The 16,608-nt window shown below is 68.9% G+C and carries 17 protein-coding genes; 13 read left to right on the forward strand and 4 right to left on the reverse strand.

All coding sequences use genetic code 11. From position 1 onward, the window contains the following. Nucleotides 1-153: 153 nt before the first annotated feature. Genes C7416_RS03615 through C7416_RS03625 form a run of 3 tightly spaced genes read left to right on the forward strand, consistent with a single transcriptional unit; the run spans nucleotide 154 to nucleotide 3,797 of the window. A complete protein-coding gene (locus C7416_RS03615) occupies nucleotides 154-1,002 on the forward strand; it encodes an IclR family transcriptional regulator (protein WP_111517147.1) in 849 nt (282 codons plus the stop codon). Between the two features lie 48 nt (nucleotides 1,003-1,050). Then, nucleotides 1,051-2,079, forward strand: coding sequence for an AAA family ATPase (locus C7416_RS03620; RefSeq protein ID WP_111517490.1), 1,029 nt, complete (start codon nucleotides 1,051-1,053; stop codon nucleotides 2,077-2,079). Beyond that, nucleotides 2,076-3,797 carry a cobaltochelatase CobT-related protein gene (locus C7416_RS03625; protein WP_111517148.1) on the forward strand — a complete coding sequence of 574 codons (1,722 nt, stop codon included), beginning with the start codon at nucleotides 2,076-2,078 and terminating at the stop codon, nucleotides 3,795-3,797. Before C7416_RS03620 ends, C7416_RS03625 begins: the two co-directional genes overlap by 4 nt. A gap of 13 nt (nucleotides 3,798-3,810) precedes the next feature. On the opposite strand, the gene C7416_RS03630 is transcribed toward C7416_RS03625, so the two are convergent. The 4 genes from C7416_RS03630 to C7416_RS03645 form a co-directional block, all read right to left on the reverse strand. Beyond that, nucleotides 3,811-4,140 carry a 2Fe-2S iron-sulfur cluster-binding protein gene (locus tag C7416_RS03630; protein ID WP_111517149.1) on the reverse strand — a complete coding sequence of 110 codons (330 nt, stop codon included), beginning with the start codon at nucleotides 4,138-4,140 and terminating at the stop codon, nucleotides 3,811-3,813. Between the two features lie 33 nt (nucleotides 4,141-4,173). Then, nucleotides 4,174-4,491, reverse strand: coding sequence for a ferredoxin (locus tag C7416_RS03635; RefSeq protein WP_111517150.1), 318 nt, complete (start codon nucleotides 4,489-4,491; stop codon nucleotides 4,174-4,176). Nucleotide 4,492: 1 nt separating this feature from the next. Further along, entirely contained in the window at nucleotides 4,493-4,828 is a 336-nt protein-coding gene (locus tag C7416_RS03640; RefSeq protein WP_111517151.1) for a 2Fe-2S iron-sulfur cluster-binding protein, read from the reverse strand. A 61-nt stretch (nucleotides 4,829-4,889) separates the two neighbouring features. Beyond that, entirely contained in the window at nucleotides 4,890-6,428 is a 1,539-nt protein-coding gene (locus C7416_RS03645) for a hypothetical protein (RefSeq protein WP_111517152.1), read from the reverse strand. Between the two features lie 366 nt (nucleotides 6,429-6,794). Between C7416_RS03645 and C7416_RS03650 the strand changes: the two genes are divergently transcribed. The 10 genes from C7416_RS03650 to C7416_RS03690 all read left to right on the forward strand — a co-directional run bounded on the left by C7416_RS03650 (nucleotide 6,795) and on the right by C7416_RS03690 (nucleotide 16,588). Next, nucleotides 6,795-7,490 carry a sulfite exporter TauE/SafE family protein gene (locus tag C7416_RS03650; RefSeq protein ID WP_111517491.1) on the forward strand — a complete coding sequence of 232 codons (696 nt, stop codon included), beginning with the start codon at nucleotides 6,795-6,797 and terminating at the stop codon, nucleotides 7,488-7,490. Nucleotides 7,491-7,547: 57 nt separating this feature from the next. Next, nucleotides 7,548-8,480, forward strand: a complete 933-nt coding sequence (locus C7416_RS03655; RefSeq protein ID WP_111517153.1) for an ornithine cyclodeaminase family protein — start codon at nucleotides 7,548-7,550, stop codon at nucleotides 8,478-8,480. Between the two features lie 172 nt (nucleotides 8,481-8,652). Further along, complete coding sequence (locus C7416_RS03660; RefSeq protein ID WP_092310146.1) at nucleotides 8,653-9,384, forward strand: iron-containing redox enzyme family protein; 732 nt, start codon at nucleotides 8,653-8,655, stop codon at nucleotides 9,382-9,384. A 25-nt stretch (nucleotides 9,385-9,409) separates the two neighbouring features. Continuing rightward, complete coding sequence (locus C7416_RS03665; protein ID WP_111517154.1) at nucleotides 9,410-10,855, forward strand: aldehyde dehydrogenase family protein; 1,446 nt, start codon at nucleotides 9,410-9,412, stop codon at nucleotides 10,853-10,855. Between the two features lie 29 nt (nucleotides 10,856-10,884). Beyond that, the gene (locus C7416_RS03670) at nucleotides 10,885-11,364 is read left to right on the forward strand and encodes a GlcG/HbpS family heme-binding protein (RefSeq protein ID WP_111517155.1); all 480 of its coding nucleotides are present in this window, start codon (nucleotides 10,885-10,887) and stop codon (nucleotides 11,362-11,364) included. A 21-nt stretch (nucleotides 11,365-11,385) separates the two neighbouring features. Beyond that, a complete protein-coding gene (locus C7416_RS03675; protein WP_111517156.1) occupies nucleotides 11,386-12,387 on the forward strand; it encodes a 2Fe-2S iron-sulfur cluster-binding protein in 1,002 nt (333 codons plus the stop codon). 70 nt (nucleotides 12,388-12,457) lie between these two features. After that, on the forward strand, nucleotides 12,458-13,168 hold the full coding sequence (locus C7416_RS03680) for a GntR family transcriptional regulator (RefSeq protein ID WP_111517157.1): 711 nt from the start codon (nucleotides 12,458-12,460) through the stop codon (nucleotides 13,166-13,168). 147 nt (nucleotides 13,169-13,315) lie between these two features. Then, nucleotides 13,316-13,492, forward strand: a complete 177-nt coding sequence (locus C7416_RS29075) for a hypothetical protein (protein WP_181461140.1) — start codon at nucleotides 13,316-13,318, stop codon at nucleotides 13,490-13,492. 256 nt (nucleotides 13,493-13,748) lie between these two features. Further along, on the forward strand, nucleotides 13,749-15,239 hold the full coding sequence (locus C7416_RS03685) for an amidase (RefSeq protein ID WP_111517158.1): 1,491 nt from the start codon (nucleotides 13,749-13,751) through the stop codon (nucleotides 15,237-15,239). Between the two features lie 44 nt (nucleotides 15,240-15,283). Continuing rightward, the gene (locus C7416_RS03690) at nucleotides 15,284-16,588 is read left to right on the forward strand and encodes an MFS transporter (RefSeq protein WP_111517159.1); all 1,305 of its coding nucleotides are present in this window, start codon (nucleotides 15,284-15,286) and stop codon (nucleotides 16,586-16,588) included. Nucleotides 16,589-16,608: the final 20 nt, after the last annotated feature.

Consider the following 16,608-nt stretch of genomic DNA (forward strand, 5'->3'; position numbering starts at 1 on the left):
CTCCGGTATTCGCTTAAAAAGTGGAACCAGAAGTTCCGAAAAATTATTGTTTAACCGGAATGTAGGCCGTCCGAGCGGGAAGGTCAACCAGAAGTTTCGATAATTGATATGATTTGACTCTGAAAATGAAACTTAACTATGATGGAGCCAGGCATGAACGATATGCGCCTCGCCAAAAGTGAAGCCAGGCCGGACGGAGACACGCCGGCGCTGCGCTTGTTCGGCCTGCTCGAGGTCATCGCGGAGAAGGACCAGTCCTTCAACCTGCAGGCGCTGGTGGAAGAAACCGGCCTGCCCAAGCCCACGCTGCACCGCATGCTGCAGCAGCTTGAGGCGGCCGGACTGATCCAGCGCAACGGCGACGGGCGGCAATACGGCACCGGACTGCGGCTGCGCCGGCTGGCGGAGAACCTGTTGCTCAACAGCACCTCGCATGGCGCGCGCCACATGGTGCTGCGCCGGCTGGTGGAAGAGGTGGGCGAGAGCTGCAACCTGACCGCGTTCTCCGGCGGCGAGGTGCTGTACCTGGATCGCGTCGAGACCGCGGCGCCGCTGCGCTTCTACCTGCATCCGGGTTCGCGCGTGCCGGCGCACTGCTCGGCCACAGGCAAGCTGTTCCTGGCGCAGCTGGCGCCGGCGCAGCGGCAGCGGCTGCTGGCCAACGTGGAGCTGGAGCGCTACACGCAGAACACGCTGACCGACCATGGCCAGCTGGAAGCGGAACTGGAGCGCGTGAAGCGCGACGGCTACGCCATGGACGACGAGGAATTCCTGCCAGGGCTGGTCTGCATCGGCGTGCTGGTGCCGGCTGCCGATGGCGGCAAGTCCAACCTGGGGCTGGCGCTGCAGGCCCCGGTGATGCGCGTGTCGCGCGACAAGGCAGTGCAGCTGCTGCCCGCGCTGCAGCGGGCGGCGGCGGCGCTGGCGAAGATCGAGGCCGACAGCGCCGGCCACTGGCAGGGCGGCGCCGAGGCCACGGACGCCGCGGAAGAGGACGAATAGCGCACGGCGTCACGCGGAATTGCTCCGCTTGCCGCCGTGCCGATGAGCATGGATGGCGAGAAGCCACGAGGCAACGAGGAGCACAAGGTGACGCAAGAGCAGTTTGGCAAGCCGGACCGGGTGATTCCGGTGCGCAGCGTGTTCGGCATCGATTCCGGCCTGATGGTGCCGGCCTTCAGCCAGCGCGACGACCACGTGCCGGAGATCGATCCGGCCTACCGCTTCCAGCCCGAGGTGACGCTGGCGATCCTGTCGGGCTTTATGCGCGATCGGCGCGTGATGGTGCAGGGCCTGCATGGCAGCGGCAAGTCGACCCATATCGAGCAGGTGGCCGCGCGGCTGAACTGGCCCTGCGTGCGCGTCAACCTGGATGGCCATATCAGCCGGCTCGACCTGGTCGGCAAGGATGCCATCGTGGTGCGCGACGGCCGCCAGGTCACCGAGTTCCAGGAAGGCATCGTGCCGTGGGCGCTGCAGCGCCCGGTGGCGCTGATCTTCGACGAATACGACGCGGGCCGGCCCGACGTGATGTTCGTGATCCAGCGCATCCTGGAGCGCGACGGCAAGTTCACGCTGCTGGACCAGAACCGCGTGATCCGGCCCCATCCTTCGTTCCGTCTCTTTGCCACCTCCAACACCGTGGGGCTTGGCAACGTCAACGGCCTCTATCACGGCACGCAGCTGCTCAACCACGCGCAGATCGACCGCTGGAACGTGGTGGCGACGCTGGACTACCTGCCGCACGACGAAGAGGCCGGCATCGTGCTGGCACGCGTGCCCGAGCTGGATGACGCCGACGGGCGCGCGCTGGTCGATGCCATGGTGGCGCTGGCCGGCCTGACCCGGCGCGGCTTTGCCGCGGGCGATGTGTCGGCGCTGATGTCGCCGCGCACTGTGATCAGCTGGGCCGAGAACTGCCAGATCTTCCGCGACCCCGCGCTCGCGTTCCGGTTGACCTTCCTGAACAAATGCGACGAGGCCGAGCGCCCGGTGGTGGCGGAGTACTACCAGCGTTGCTTCGGCCATCTGCCGGGCGAGGCCGCCGGCGTCAGTACGGCATCGGAGCCGGTGCAATGAATGCGGCGGCGCTCGCCCAGCGCTTGCGCCGGCGCCAGCGGCAGGATGAGCTGTCCGGCGCGGCCGTGCGCGCGCTCACCGGCGATGCCGCGCTGCATTTCCGCGACGGCCAGCTGTGGCGCGCGCTGCGCCCGGTGCCGCAGCATGCGCCGCACCTGCGCACCGATCCGGACACCGACACCGCCGCGTGCCTGCGCGGCGCCGCCGATGGCGCCGCGCTGCGCCAGGCGCATTCCGACGCCGCGCTGCATCGGCGGCTGTGCCCGGCCGATGCGGTCGAGCGCCTGGTGTTCGAGCTGCTCGAGCAGCTGCGCTGCGAGACCCGCCTGCCGCGCGGCATGGCCGGGGTGGAGGCCAACCTGCGCCATCGCTTCCTGGCGTGGTCGCGCGCCTTCCATCGTTCGGGGCTGACCGACGGGCATCTCGGCATCCTGCTCTACACCGTGGCGCAGGTGGCGTGGTCGCGCCTGAGCGGCGAGCCGGTACTGGAAGAGACGGAAGACCTGATCGAGGCTACGCGTGCGGCCATCGTGCCGATGCTGGGCACGCAGCTGGCGGGGCTGCGTGCGCAACGCCACGACCAGGCCGCGTACGCCGTCCACGCGCTGGCGCTGGCGCGTGCGGTGGCGCAGATGATCCGCACCGAAGCGCCCGGGGCCGGCGAAGACGACGACCATGCCGCCTCCGCCGCGCGCGCCGGGTTTGCGCTGTGGCTCGACTTCGACGAACCGCCCGCGGAGGACTTCGCCCTGGCCGACAGCGGCCATAGCCGCGTGCTGGCCGATGCCACCGACGGCTACCGCGTCTATACCACCCGCTACGACCGCGAAGTGCACGCCGCCACGCTGGTGCGCCGTGCCTTGCTGGAAGAGTACCGCACGCGGCTGGACGCACGCATCGCGCGCGCGGGCGTGAATATCGCCCGTCTCGCGCGCCGGCTGCGCGCCGCGCTGTCGCAGCCGCGCGTGGACGGCTGGTCGTTCGGCGAGGAAAGCGGCCGCATCGACGGCCGCCGCCTGGCGCAGCTGGTCAGTTCGCCCGCCGAGCGCCGGCTGTTCCGCCAGGAAGCGCACAAGGCCCATGCCGATTGCGTGGTCGGCTTCCTGATCGACTGCTCCGGCTCGATGAAGGCGCAGGCCGAGCCGCTGACCCTGCTGGTCGACCTGCTCACCCGCGCGCTGGACCAGGCCGGCGTCGCCACCGAGGTGCTGGGCTTTACCACCAACGCGTGGAACGGCGGGCGGGCGCGCAGCGACTGGCTCGCGCGCGGCCGCCCGCAGCACCCGGGCCGGCTCAACGAAACCTGCCACATGGTGTTCAAGGACGCGCAGCGCAGCTGGCGCCGCGCCCGCACCGGGATCACGGCATTGCTGAAGGCCGACCTGTTCCGCGAAGGCGTCGACGGCGAGGCGGTCGAGTGGGCCTGCGCGCGCCTGCATGCCAGCGGCAAGGCGCGCCGCATCCTGGTGGTGGTGTCCGACGGCAGCCCGATGGATACCGCGACCGGCCAGGCCAACGACGCCTGCTACCTCGACAACCACCTGAAGGCCGTGGTGGCGCGGCATGAGGCGCTGCGGGATGTGGAAATACGGGGGCTGGGGGTCGGCCTGGACCTGAGCCCGTATTACCGCCACACGCTCGCGCTGGACCTGTCGCAGCCGGTCGATATGGCGATGCTGGACGAGGTCGCGGGGCTGGTGGGGGCCAGGCGGCGCTAGCGGCGGCGCCCGCTTATTCGTCGCTGGCGGCGGCCGGCTGCGGCCGCCCGGCCATCGCCTTCGGCTGCCACGAGACCGCGACATCGCCGGCCATGAAGGTCTGGCATGCCAGCCGGAAACCATCGGCCAGCTCCGCTTCCGTCAGCAGCTTCCGCTCCTTCGGCTTGACCGCATCGGTATGCTCGCGGCCCTGCTCGATGCGGCATTTGCAGGTGCCGCACAGGCCGCCGCCGCATTTGAACGGGATGCCGCCCTGTTCGCGCAGCGACACGCGCAGCAGGTTGCTGTTGGCCGGTGCCGTGACGGTCTTGCCGTGGTTGGTCAGGAAGGTGATCTGGATCATGGCGATAGATGCCTGGCGGGCAGGCGAAAGGCTTCAGGAGCGGCCGTCCCCGGCAACCGGCACGGCTACGAGGGCGATATCCATGCTGCCGAAGCTGGCCAGCTGGCGCAGCGCGTCGCGGGCGGCTTCGAGCGTGGCGTACTTGTCGAGGAAACGGGTCGAGACCAGGTTGACGATGCCGGGCGGCGTTTCCTCCCGTATGCGGACCCTGGTATCGGCGACCAGCTCGGCAATGACGAAGCGCGCGGCAGGCTTGCCGTAGAAGACGTAGTCGTAGGCCTCGACGGCGGTCATGCCGTCGGTGGGCTCGGTACGGAACTGGCCGGGACGGCTGGTCAGCAGCACGAACATGTCAGGCCCCCGCGCTTGCCCCGGCCAGCGCCGCCGCGGCCGGCACATCGTCCTGGGCCAGTTCGATGTCATGCTCGATCCACAACTGGCAGGCCAGCCGGTAGCCCTGTTCGAGCCGTTCGCCAAGCTGCTTCTTTTCCTTCCAGTTGGGCGGCGGCAGGTGCTCGGCGCCCGCGATCACGCGGCACGCGCACTTCGAGCATTTGCCCATGCCGCATTCGTAGCGCAAGTTGGGGTAGGGGAACTGCCGGATCCCGGCGCGGACAACCAGGTTGGTGTTGGGGCCGACCTCGTCGGTAAAGGTCTGGCCGAACTTGTGCAGGATGACTTTTGGCATCGTTGGTCTGGGCAAAGGTCGCGAAACAGGTCAGTAAATTCGTCGCGGTGCTGCGTCGCGCCTACGACCACAGCACCATCGCCGCCACGGTGGAGCAGGCCAGCCCGATCAGCACCGGGATCAGCAGCGCGCGCACCGCTTCCAGCACCGGCACGCGGGCAAAGCCGGCCACCGCGATCAGCGACGACCACGCCACCAGCGTGCCGCCGCCGGTCCAGACCGCGCCCATCTGGCCGACCGCCGCCAGCGTGGCGGGGTCGAAGCCGACCACCGGGCCCAGTGCGCCGGCCAGCGTGCCGGTCAGCGGCAGGCCGGCGAAGCCGGAGCCGTCGATGCCGGTGATCATGCCGACCAGCAGCACGCCGAAGGCGACCAGCATGTGGTTGTCGGGGATCAGGTGCTGGTAGGCCTGGATCAGCTCGAACAGCAGGCTGGGCGCCTTGCCCGGCGGCAGGCCGAGGATGTGCGCCGCGGTCTCGCCGGCGCCGACGAAGAAGAAGCCCGCGATCGGCAGCACCGACCCCATGGCCTTGAAGGCAAAGACGAAGCCGTCGGTGATGTGCTCCGGGCAGACATCCAGCATGCGCCGCGGGCCTTCGGCGGCCAGCGTCGCCAGCATCATCAGCACCGCCGCGACCCCGCCCACCAGCGCGGCCGCTTCGCCGCCCTTCAGGTCCTGCACGCCGGCGCCAAGCTTGGGCAGCACCATCACTGCGACCACCGCTAGAAAGGCCAGCGGCGTCACGATGGCAAAGCATTTGGACCACTTCACCCGCCGCCGCGCGACCATCGACAGGCTGGCTTCGATATTGCTGTCGGTGGCGAGCGGTTCGGCGTGGGCGGTGCCCCTGGCGATCTCGGCCTTGTCGAAGGTGATGCCGCCATCGATGGCTTCGGCGCTGCCGCCGGCGCGCGCCTGCCAGCGGTCGAGCAGCGTGCCGCACGCCGGCACGATGTGCTTGCGCATCGACAGGTAGGCCAGGCACAGCGCGATGCCGCCGGTGATCAGCGACAGCGCCAGCGCGCGGTCGGCCACCACCGCGGCGCTGACCGCCGCGCCGGCGGCCTTGGCGCTGATGCCGGGCGCGACGCCGATCACATAGTCCGACGACAGCGCCATGCCTTGCCCGGCGATGGCAATCGCCATCGCGCCCGCCAGCGGCGGCAGCCCGGCCGCGATCGCCGCCGGCAGCAGGATGGCCGACACCAGCGGCACCGCCGGCGTCGGCCAGAAGAACAGCGAGATCAGGTAGGTGATGCCGGCCAGGATAAAGAACGCCGAATGCCCGTTCTTCATCACCACGCGGAAAGGCTCGACCATGCGGATGTCCGAGCGCAGCGTCTTGAGCGCGTTGAGCAGCGCCGTCATGAACGCGATCACCAGGAAGATATTGAACAGCTCGCGCGCGGCGACCAGGCTGGCCGAGAACACCCCGGCCAGTGCCGACACCGGGCTGCCGGTCAGCGCGAACACGACCAGGGCGGTGCCGACGATCGAGGGGACGACGACATTGGCACGCAGGATCATCGTCAGCACGATGACTGCTACCCCTGACAGATAGATCCAGTGCGCGGCACCGATCACGACTTGTTGTGACATGAAGACTCCCTGGGGGCGGAGGGGTTTGGGGGCGGTTCCATCGGACTGCGTTGGTCCGTGTCGGTATACTATATTCCAGAGTTGTTGCGCGCCAAGCGATTTTTCATCCGGACTTACGCGGATTTCAGGCCGGTGCAATGTGCCTGTGAGGCGCACATTTATAGGGATTTTCAGGGTTATCCAGTGCTGTACGATGGTGCATCGGTCCATCCATACGTTGCCGGTGATCGTGGCGGTATGTAGACTGTATACCGACAACCTCTCTAAAAACCGGACCATGCTGTTCCCCTGCCCATGACCGATGCCATGCCCGCCGCCTTCCTGACGCTGCTGCCTCCAGGCCTTTCCGCTCCGGAGTACCTGTGGATGGGCGCGCTCATCCTGGCCGGCGCATGCCTGCAGGGCGTGGGCGGGATCGGCTTTGCCATGCTGTGCGCGCCGCTGGGCGCGATCTTTTTTCCGGAACTGGTGCCGGGGCCGCTGCTGGCGATGGGTTGCTGCCTGTCGCTGATGGGCGCGCTGCGCGAGCGCGAAGCCATCGTCTGGCCGGTGGCGGGCTTTGCCCTGGTGGGGCGGGCAGTCGGCGGCGCGGCGGCGGTGCTGACCATCGCCTGGCTGGCGCCGGGGCCGCTGGCGGTGCTGTTCTCGCTGTCTATCCTGGCCGCGGTGGCGCTGAGCCTGCTTGGCTGGCGGCTGCTGCCGGGGGCGCGCAACGTAGTGATCGCCGGCACGCTGTCCGGCTTCATGGGGACCATCACTTCGGCCGGCGCGCCGCCGTTCGCACTGGTCATGCAGCACATGGCGCCTGCGCCGATGCGCGCAACCATGGGCACCATCCTGTCGGGCGGCGCCGTGCTGTCGCTGGCCATGCTGACGCTGGCCGGGCGCTTCGGCATGCCGCAACTGTTACTGGCACTGGCACTCGCGCCGTTCCTGCTGGCCGGGTTTGCGCTGTCGAACCGGCTGCGCGGCCGCGTTTCTGCCCAGGCCGTGCGCCGCTTGCTGCTGGGCCTGTGCGCGGCCGGCGCGCTGGGCGTGCTCGGCCGCGCGGCGTTTGCCTGAGACGGCGTGCCCACACGGATTTTCTCGCTTTGCAACTAACCCACCAGCGGAGTTTCCATGCAGCACATCACTGATGCCATGATCGATGCCCATGTCACGCCGGAAGCGGCCCTCGACGTCATGGCGACGGCCTTTTCCAGCTTCGGCCGCGGCGATGCCGCGATGCAGGCGCGGATCCGCACCGAGGCAGGCGCGGTCAAGCTGTCGACGCTGGGCGCGGTGATCCCGCAGCAGGGCGTGGCCGGGGCCAAGGTCTACACCACCATCAACGGCCAGTTCTCCTTCGTCATCCTGATCTTCTCTACCGAAGACGGCCGCCCGCTGGCTTCGTTCGACGCCGGCGCCATCACGCGGCTGCGCACGGCCGCCTGCACCACGCTGGCGGCGCAGCGGCTGGCCCGCGCCGGTGCGCGCACGCTGGCCCTGTTCGGTGCCGGCACGCAGGGCGCGCAGCACGCGCGCCAGCTCAGCGCCACGCTCGGGCTGGAGCGCATCCTGGTGTCCGATCCGCATGCCGACGCCGGCATGCCGGAGCGGTTGTCGGCGCAGTGCGGCATCCCGGTGGCGCTGGCCGAACCCGACGCCGCGGTGGCCGAGGCCGACATCATCGTCACCGCCTCGCGCGCGACCGCGCCGCTGTTCTCCGGTGCGGCGATCCGGCCCGGCGCCTTCGTCGCCGCGATCGGCTCGAGCCTGCCGCACACGCGCGAACTGGACGACACCGCGCTGCGCCGCGCCGCCGCCGTGGTGGTGGAATGGCGGCCGCAATCGACCCGCGAGGCGGGCGATATCGTGCTGGCCGGTCCCGGCGCACTGCCGCCGGAAAAGATCGTCGAACTGGCCGACGTGGTGCTCGGCAAGGTGTCGCCGCGACAGCGCGATGACGACATCGTGATCTACAAGTCGGTCGGCGTGGGGTTGGAAGACGTCGCCCTGGCGGGATACGCGTGGTCGCGTATCGCGGGCGGGGCGAATCGCCGTGCTGGCTGACGCTCGCCGCCTCGGACGTCTCGGGTAAACACTGATGTGGATGAGTCAACAGAGCCCTTGTCGTCGCCGATCGACTGTATATAGTATACAAACATGCCGGGACACACCGAAACCAGCTTTTCCGGCATCCCTACCCATCGCATCGCCCCACACCGACAACCAGGAGCCCGTCATGGCCGAACTGATGAACCGCGAAGCATTCCGTGCCGCCCTCGAACAAGCGATCAAAGGCAAGAGCGCCAACCAGGCGCCGTTCAGCGTGGCCTGGGCCAGCGGCAAGCTGACCCGCGCCCATCTCGCGCGCTGGGCCGAGAACCACTACCACTACGTCGGGCCGTTCGCGGATTACCTCGGCTACATCTATGCGCGCACGCCGGACCGCTATACCGAGGCCAAGGACTTCCTGCTGGCCAACATGTATGAGGAAGAGATCGGCGGCGACCGCCATACCGACCTGCTGATCCGTTTTGCCGAAGCCTGCGGCACCACGCGCGAGCGCGTGATCGACCCGGACAATATGTCGCCCACCACGCGCGGCCTGCAGAGCTGGTGCTACGCGGTGGCGATGCGCGAGGACCCGATCGTGGCCGTGGCCGGCCTGGTGGTGGGACTGGAATCGCAGGTGCCGTCGATCTACCGCAAGCAGACGCCGACGCTGCGCGACAAGTACCAGTTCACCGACGAAGAGGTCGAATTCTTCGACCTGCATATCGTCTCGGACGAGATCCACGGCGAGCGCGGCTACCAGATCGTGCTGGAGCACGCCAATACGCCGGAACTGCAGCAGCGCTGCCTGAAGATCTGCGAAATCGGCGCGCAGATGCGCCTGCTGTACACGACCGCGCTCTACCACGACTACGTCGAGCAGGAGCTGCCGCTGCCGGAACTGGACATGGCGGCCTGAGCGGCGCCACGCAACGGGATCGACGATGACTGTGTTCCTCAACCATATCGACGGCGAATGGACGGCCTGCCAGTCGGGCCGCACCTTCGACAACGTCAACCCGGCCGACACCGCAGACCTGGTGGGCCGCTTCCAGGCGTCGTCCGCGGTGGACGCGCAGGCCGCCGTGGCCGCTGCGGCCGCAGCCTTTGCCGGCTGGAAGAAGACGCCGGTCGGCAAGCGCGCCGCCATGCTCAACCGCGCCGCCGACCACCTCGAAGCCAATGCCGACAGCATCGCCGCCGAGCTGACGCGCGAGGAAGGCAAGGCGCTGGCGCTGGCGCGCGACGAGGTGCTGCGCTCGGCCCAGACGCTGCGCTTCTATGCCGTGGAAGGGCAGACCTTCACCGGCGAGGTGTATCCCAACGACGACCCCGACCAGCTCGTCTACAGCCAGCGCGAGCCGCTGGGCGTGGTCACGGTGATCGCGCCGTGGAATTTCCCGATATCGATCCCCGCGCGCAAGATCGCGCCGGCGCTGGTGACCGGTAACACGGTGGTGTTCAAGCCGTCGTCCGAGGCGCCGCTGTCGGGCTACCGGCTGGCCGAGGCGCTGGTCAAGGCCGGGCTGCCCAAGGGCGTGCTGAACTTCATCACCGGCAGCGCCGGCGAGATCGGCGCCGCCATCACCGAGGCGCCGGCGGTGCGCGCGATCTCGTTCACGGGCTCGTCGCGCGCGGGCGAGCAGATCCACCGGGCGGTGCCGCTCACCACACGCACGCAGATGGAACTGGGCGGCAAGAACCCGCTGATCGTGATGGAAGATGCCGATCTCGACCGCGCGGTGGACCTGACCATCAAGGGCGGGTTCTCGCTGTCGGGACAGGCGTGCACCGGCACCAGCCGCGTGCTGGTGGCCGAGGCGGTCAAGGCGGCCTATACCGAGCGCCTGCTGGCCAGGGTTGCCACGCTGAAGGTCGGCAGCGGCATGACGCCGGGCATGGACCTGGGGCCGCTGGCATCGGCCCGGCAGCTGGAGACGGTGCTGCGCTACCTCGACGTCGGCAAGGCCGAGGCGACGCTGCTGTGCGGCGGTGCGCGGCTGACCGGCGGCGATTACGACAAGGGCTACTACGTCGCGCCGACTGTGTTCGCCGACGTGACCCCGCAGATGCGGATCGCGCGCGAGGAGATCTTCGGGCCGGTGATCGCCATCCTGGGCTTCACCGACTATGCCGACGCCATTGCCAAGGCCAACGATACCGAATACGGCCTGGCCGCGGCCATCGTCACCAGCAACCCGCGCTACATCCACCACTTCGCCAACGACATCGAGGCGGGCACGGTCAAGATCAACCGCACCACCACCGGCAACCTGGTCAACGCGCCGTTCGGCGGGCTGAAGCGGTCGAGCACCTCGACCTTCCGCGAATCGGGCCGCACCGGGCTGGAGTTCTATACGCAGGTCAAGACCGTCTACCGGGGCGCATGAGCTGCGTCCCGCAGCAAGGAGTCATCGTCATGAAGAATGCCATCAAGCTGGAACTGCGCGAAGCGCGCCATATGGTTGCGGCCGCGATCCGGCGCTCGGAAGAGATCGGCGTGCTGGAGTCGATCTGCGTGGTCGACGAGGGCGGCTATCCGCTCGCGCTCGAGCGCATGGACGGCGCCCGCATCACCGGTCCGCAGATCGCGTGGAACAAGGCGTTCACCGCCGCGGGCCACAAGCGCTCGACGCACCTGTTCACCACGCCGCCGAACGGGCCGGCGCTACCGGGCAACGAGGCCTTCGGCATCCAGTGGAGCTTCGAGGGCAAGTTCGCCGCCTTTGTCGGCGGCTTCCCGATCGTCGTCAACGACGAAGTGATCGGCGGCATCGGCCTGTCCGGCGGCAACGGCGAGCAGGACACCCAGGCCGGCCTGGCCGCGCTGCAGGCGCTGGCCGAACTGCTGGCGCCGCAGGAGCTGCGGGTGCTGGTGCAGGCCGATATCAAGAAGTAAGCACGCTTGCCGGGAGCTTCCATGTCGTACCGCATCCAGGTTGCCGAAACGGAGCAGGTCTTCTTGGTCGAGCGCGGCGAGACGCTGCTGCAGGCGGCGCAGCGCGCCGGCGTTGCCTTGCGCCACGACTGCCAGCTGGGCGGCTGCGGCACCTGCCGCATCCGCCTGCTCGACGGACAGGTGCGCTACGACGAGGAACCGTTCGGCCTCGCCCCCGACGAGGCCGCGGCGGGTTTCGCGCTGGCGTGCCAGGCGCAGCCGCAGGCCGACCTTGTCATCAGCACGGCGCGCGACGAGGAGGCCTGCGCCGAACCGGCGCGGCATCGCGCGGTGGTGCGGGCGCTGCGCCCGCTGTCGGCCGACGTCATGCACGTCGAGCTGGAGGTGCCCGACGCGGGTGCGCTGGACTACCGGCCCGGCCAGTATTTGAAGCTGCTGAGCGGCGACGGGCTCGCCCGCAGCTTCTCGATGGCGTCGGTGCCGCGCGATGGGCGCATCGACCTGCACGTGCGGCGCATTCCCGGCGGCGCCTTCACCGATGGCATCCTGCCGCGCATGCGTGCCGGCGATGCGATCGAGGTCGAGTTGCCGCTGGGCAGCTTCTTCTACCGCGCCAGCGACTACCGGCCGCTGCTGATGGTTGCCACCGGCACCGGCCTGGCGCCGATCAAGGCGATCCTGGAATCGCTGATGGACGATCCCGACTGCCCGCCGGTGTCGTTGTACTGGGGCATGCGGCAGGCGCAGGACCTGTACCTGCACCGCGAGATTCCGGGCTGGGGCGAACGGCTCTACGACTTCCGCTATGCGCCGGTGCTGTCACGCGCCGGCGCGGACTGGCGGGGCCGGCGCGGCTATGTGCATGACGCGGCGCTGGCCGACCTTGGCGACCTGAGCGAATACGCGATCTACCTGTGCGGCTCGCCCGACATGATCCGCGACGCGCGTTCCGCCTTTATCGAGCATGGGGCGAGTCCCGACCACCTGTACGCCGACAGCTTCACGTTCCAGCACCCTTGTTAAGACATGGCGGTATGCATAAATGGCTGGTATACAATGACGCCAGCCTTTCCGCTTACGCCTCTGCCGACCCATGTCCCTCACTCCGTCTCCTGCCGCGCCCGCCGAGCCGCTGAGCCTCGGTGCCAGCCACTCGCCGCTGTTCGCCCTTGTCACCGACAAGCTGCGCGAAGGCATCCTGAACGGCAAATACGCCCCGGGGGAACGGCTGGTGGAGAACAAGCTCTCGGCGGAACTGGGCGTATCGCGCATCCCGGTGCGCGAGGCGCTGCGCGCGCTCGCCAGTGAAGGGCTGGTGGTGATCGAGCCCCGCCGCGGCGCGACCGTGGCCAGCCTGTCACCGGTGATTGCGCGCGAGATGGTCGAAGTGCGCGCCACACTGGAGGGCCTCAACGCCAAGCTCGCCGCGCAGCGGCGCGACCCGGCGCTGGTGGCGGAGCTGGAAACCGTGTTGCGGCAGGGCATGGAGGCCGCGGCGCAGGGTCGCGCGGATGAGCTGCTGGCGCTCAATACGCGCTTCCACGAAGTGCTCGGCACCATCGCGGCCAACAGCGTGCTGCAGGAAATGATGCGTTCGCTGCGCGAGCGCACCGCGGTGCTGTTCGGCCCCGCCAACGTGGTGCGCGCGCGCCAGAACTGGGACGAGCACGCGCAGATCCTGCAGGCGGTGATCGCCGGCGACGCCGACCTCGCGGCACTTCTGGCCGCGCGCCACGTTTACAGCGCGGCCAAGGCCGCTGATCTGCCGGTGGACGGGCAGGGCAGCGCGGCGCAGGCAGCCTGAGCGCCTCGGCGGCCTTCTCTCGGCCGTCCCGTCGATGGCTTGCCGTCCGGCCGCATCCCAGGCCTGCATGTGGCATGACGTGCCCTGGTATGACGCACTGCACCAATTGAGTGTATACTGTAGTCACTCAAGATCACGAGATTTGCCATGCAGTCGTCCGAACAACGCTACCTTTCGCAACCCGTCGGCCAGCAATTGCTGGGCCACTTTGCCGCGCGCGACGCGGTGCGCCATGCCACCCCGCTGTTGCCGCTGCGGCTACGCGATATCGGCCGCTTTTTCCTTGCACTGGGCGGCCGCGCGCCGCGCCGCGGCCATTGCTGATCCCCACTGAATAACGCGCGGCGGAGCCTCCGCCGCGTCGCCTGGCTGTTCCCGCCTCCCTCCTGGCACGCGTCCTGCGGGCCATCCTTCCCTGTCATCCAATACCTTCGCAAAGCTCGCTCGCGACCTCGCGCGCATGCTTTTCCCTTGCGCTGCGCGAGATACGGAATATAGTATACCAACGCAGCCGAGATACCGTGAGCCCTCATACGCCCCCACCGCGCCGAAACGGCGCGGATAACGACAAGGAGCCGATGTGAACCTGCCGGACTGGACGACTGGCGGCTTTCCGCCGCTATGGGAGGTGGCGCAGCGGCTTGCCGATGGCACGGTGTCGTCGGAGCAGCTAGTGAATGCCTGCGAGGCGGCCCAGCGGCAATGGCACGGCATCATCAACGCGCTGGTGCTGTCGGATTTCGATGCGGCCCGCGCGGCGGCGCGCGACAGTGACCGGCGCCGCCGTGCCGGCCAGGCACGCGGCGTGCTCGACGGCGTGCCGTTCTCGGTCAAGGAGTCGTTCGACGTCGCCGGCTGGCCGACCACCTGCGGCAATCCGGCCCTGCGCGGGCACGTGGCGGAGCGCGACGCGGTGGTGGTGCAGCGGCTGCGCGACGCCGGCGCGATCCTGCTCGGCAAGACCAACGTCCCGCTCGGCCTGCGCGATTGGCAGAGCTACAACGCGATCTACGGCACCACGCGCAACCCGCACGATCCGACGCGCACGCCGGGCGGGTCGTCGGGCGGCAGCGCCGCGGCGGTCTGCGCCGGCCTGTCGTTCTTCGACGTGGGTTCCGATATCGGTTCGTCGCTGCGCAATCCCGCGCACTACTGCGGCATTTTCTCGCTCAAGCCGAGCCACGGGCTGGTGCCGCTGGCCGGCCACGGCACCGGTGCCGCGCGCTTCGGCGAGCAGGACATCAATGTCGCCGGCCCGCTGGCTCGTAGCGCGCGCGACCTGGAACCGGTATTGCGCGTCATCGCGGGCCCGCACGGTGACGACGCGCTGCCATATCGCCTGCAGTGGCCGGAATGCCCGCACCGCCGGCTCGCCGACTTCCGCATCGCTGTGCTGCCGACCCATGCCCAGGCCGAAGCGGACGGCGAGGTCGCCGCGCAGATCGAGCAGCTGGGCCAGTGGCTGGCGGAGCAAGGTGCCCACGTCGGCTGGCATGAACGGCCGGACTTCGACGCCGGCGAGTTGTGGCATGCCTACGTGACGCTGCTGCGTGCCACCACCTCGGTGCACATGGATGACGCGGCCTTCGCCGATGCGCTGGCCCGCAGCGCCACCGCCACCGCCGGCGATCACGACTACGCGACCCTGCAGTACACCGGCGCGACGCTGCGCCACCGCGACTGGCTGCGCCTGCAGGTGGCGCGCGAACGCTTCGCCGCCGCCTGGCGCAGCTTCTTCACCCGCTACGACGTGCTGCTGTGTCCGGCCGCCGCCACTACGGCGTTTGCGCTCGACGAGGCCGGCGAACCGTGGCAGCGCATGCTCACCGTCAACGGCCGCCCGCAGCCGATGACCACGCAGTTGTTCTGGGCCGGCCATTCGGGGCTGTGCGGCCTGCCTTCCGCCGTGGCGCCGATCGGCCCTGGTGCCGGCGGGCTGCCGGTTGGCGTGCAGATCGTCGCCGGCCGCTACCAGGATTTCACCGCCTTGCGTTTTGCCTGCCTGCTGGAGGAAGCGGGCTATGCATATCGGACGCCGAAGCCGCCGCAGTCCGCGGCGCACTGCAACTGACCACAACCAACCACAACACATCACACACCACAGGGGAGGGGATCATGTTCGATTGGTTCCGTGATTTGTCGCGCATGGAGCGCAAGGGATTCTATGGCGCGTTCCTGGGGCATGCCGTCGACGTGTTCGACTTCATGATCTATTCCTTCCTCATCTCCACGCTGCTGGGGCAGTGGGGCATGAGCAAATCGACCGCCGGGGCGATCGTCACCTGGACGCTGGTGTCGTCGCTGGTCGGGGCCATCGGGGCCGGCATCCTGGCCGATCGCTACGGCCGCGTGCGCGTGCTGCGCTGGACCATCATCGTGTTCGCGGGCGCGTGCTTCCTGTGCGGGCTGGCACAGTCGCCGGAGCAACTGATGGTATTCCGCATGATCCAGGGGCTGGGGTTCGGCGGCGAATCGTCGCTGTGCATGGTGCTGGTGACCGAGATGATCCGCAACCCCGCGCACCGCGGCAAATATTCGGGCTTTACCGCCAGCAGCTATTCCTTCGGCTGGGGCGCGGCGGCGATCGTGTATGCGATCACGTTCAGCGTGCTGCCGGCCGAGACGGCATGGCGCGTCTGCTTCTTCCTCGGCATCCTGCCGGCGCTGGTGGTGATCTACCTGCGCCGCAACCTCGAAGAGCCCGAGATCTTCCTGAAGAGCCGCGCTGCCGGCAACCACGGCTCGGCGCTGGCCGGGCTGGGCCGGCTCTTCCGCGGCCCGCTGCTGGCCAAGACCCTGCTGTGCAGCCTGCTGTCAGGCGGCATGCTGGGCGCTTACTACGCCATCGCCACGTGGCTGCCGACCTTCCTCAAGACCGAGCGCGGCCTGTCGGTGTTCGGCACCAGTTCCTACCTGACGGTCACCATCATCGGCTCACTGGCCGGCTACGTGGCGGGCGCCTATGCCACCGACCGCTGGGGCCGCCGGCTGACCTACATCGTCTTCGCCGCGGGGGCGTTCATCGCCGCGCTGGTCTACATGGTGATCCCGGTGTCCAACACTTCCATGCTGTTCCTCGGCTTCCCGCTCGGCGTGCTGATGCAGGGCGTGTTTGCCGGGATCGGCGCAACCATCGCCGAGTCCTATCCCAACGATATCCGCGCGACGGGGTATGGCGTTTCGTACAATGCCGGCCGCGTGATCGGCTCGCTGTTTCCGCTGTCGGTGGGATGGCTCAGCTCGGAGCACACCTCGCTGCCGACCGCGATCGCGATTGTCGCGGGGGTCGGCTATGCGATGGTGGTGGTGGCCGCCGCGCTGCTACCCGAAACCACCGGCATGGACCTGGAGCAGGCTGGCGGCAGTGGCGGCAAGGAAGACGCGGCGCCGCTGGCGCGGCCGGCTGGGACGGTGGCCTGAGCGCAGCCGCGCGCCAGGGC

The organism is Cupriavidus phytorum, from assembly GCF_003254285.1.
Taxonomy (GTDB): Bacteria; Pseudomonadota; Gammaproteobacteria; order Burkholderiales; family Burkholderiaceae; genus Cupriavidus; species Cupriavidus phytorum.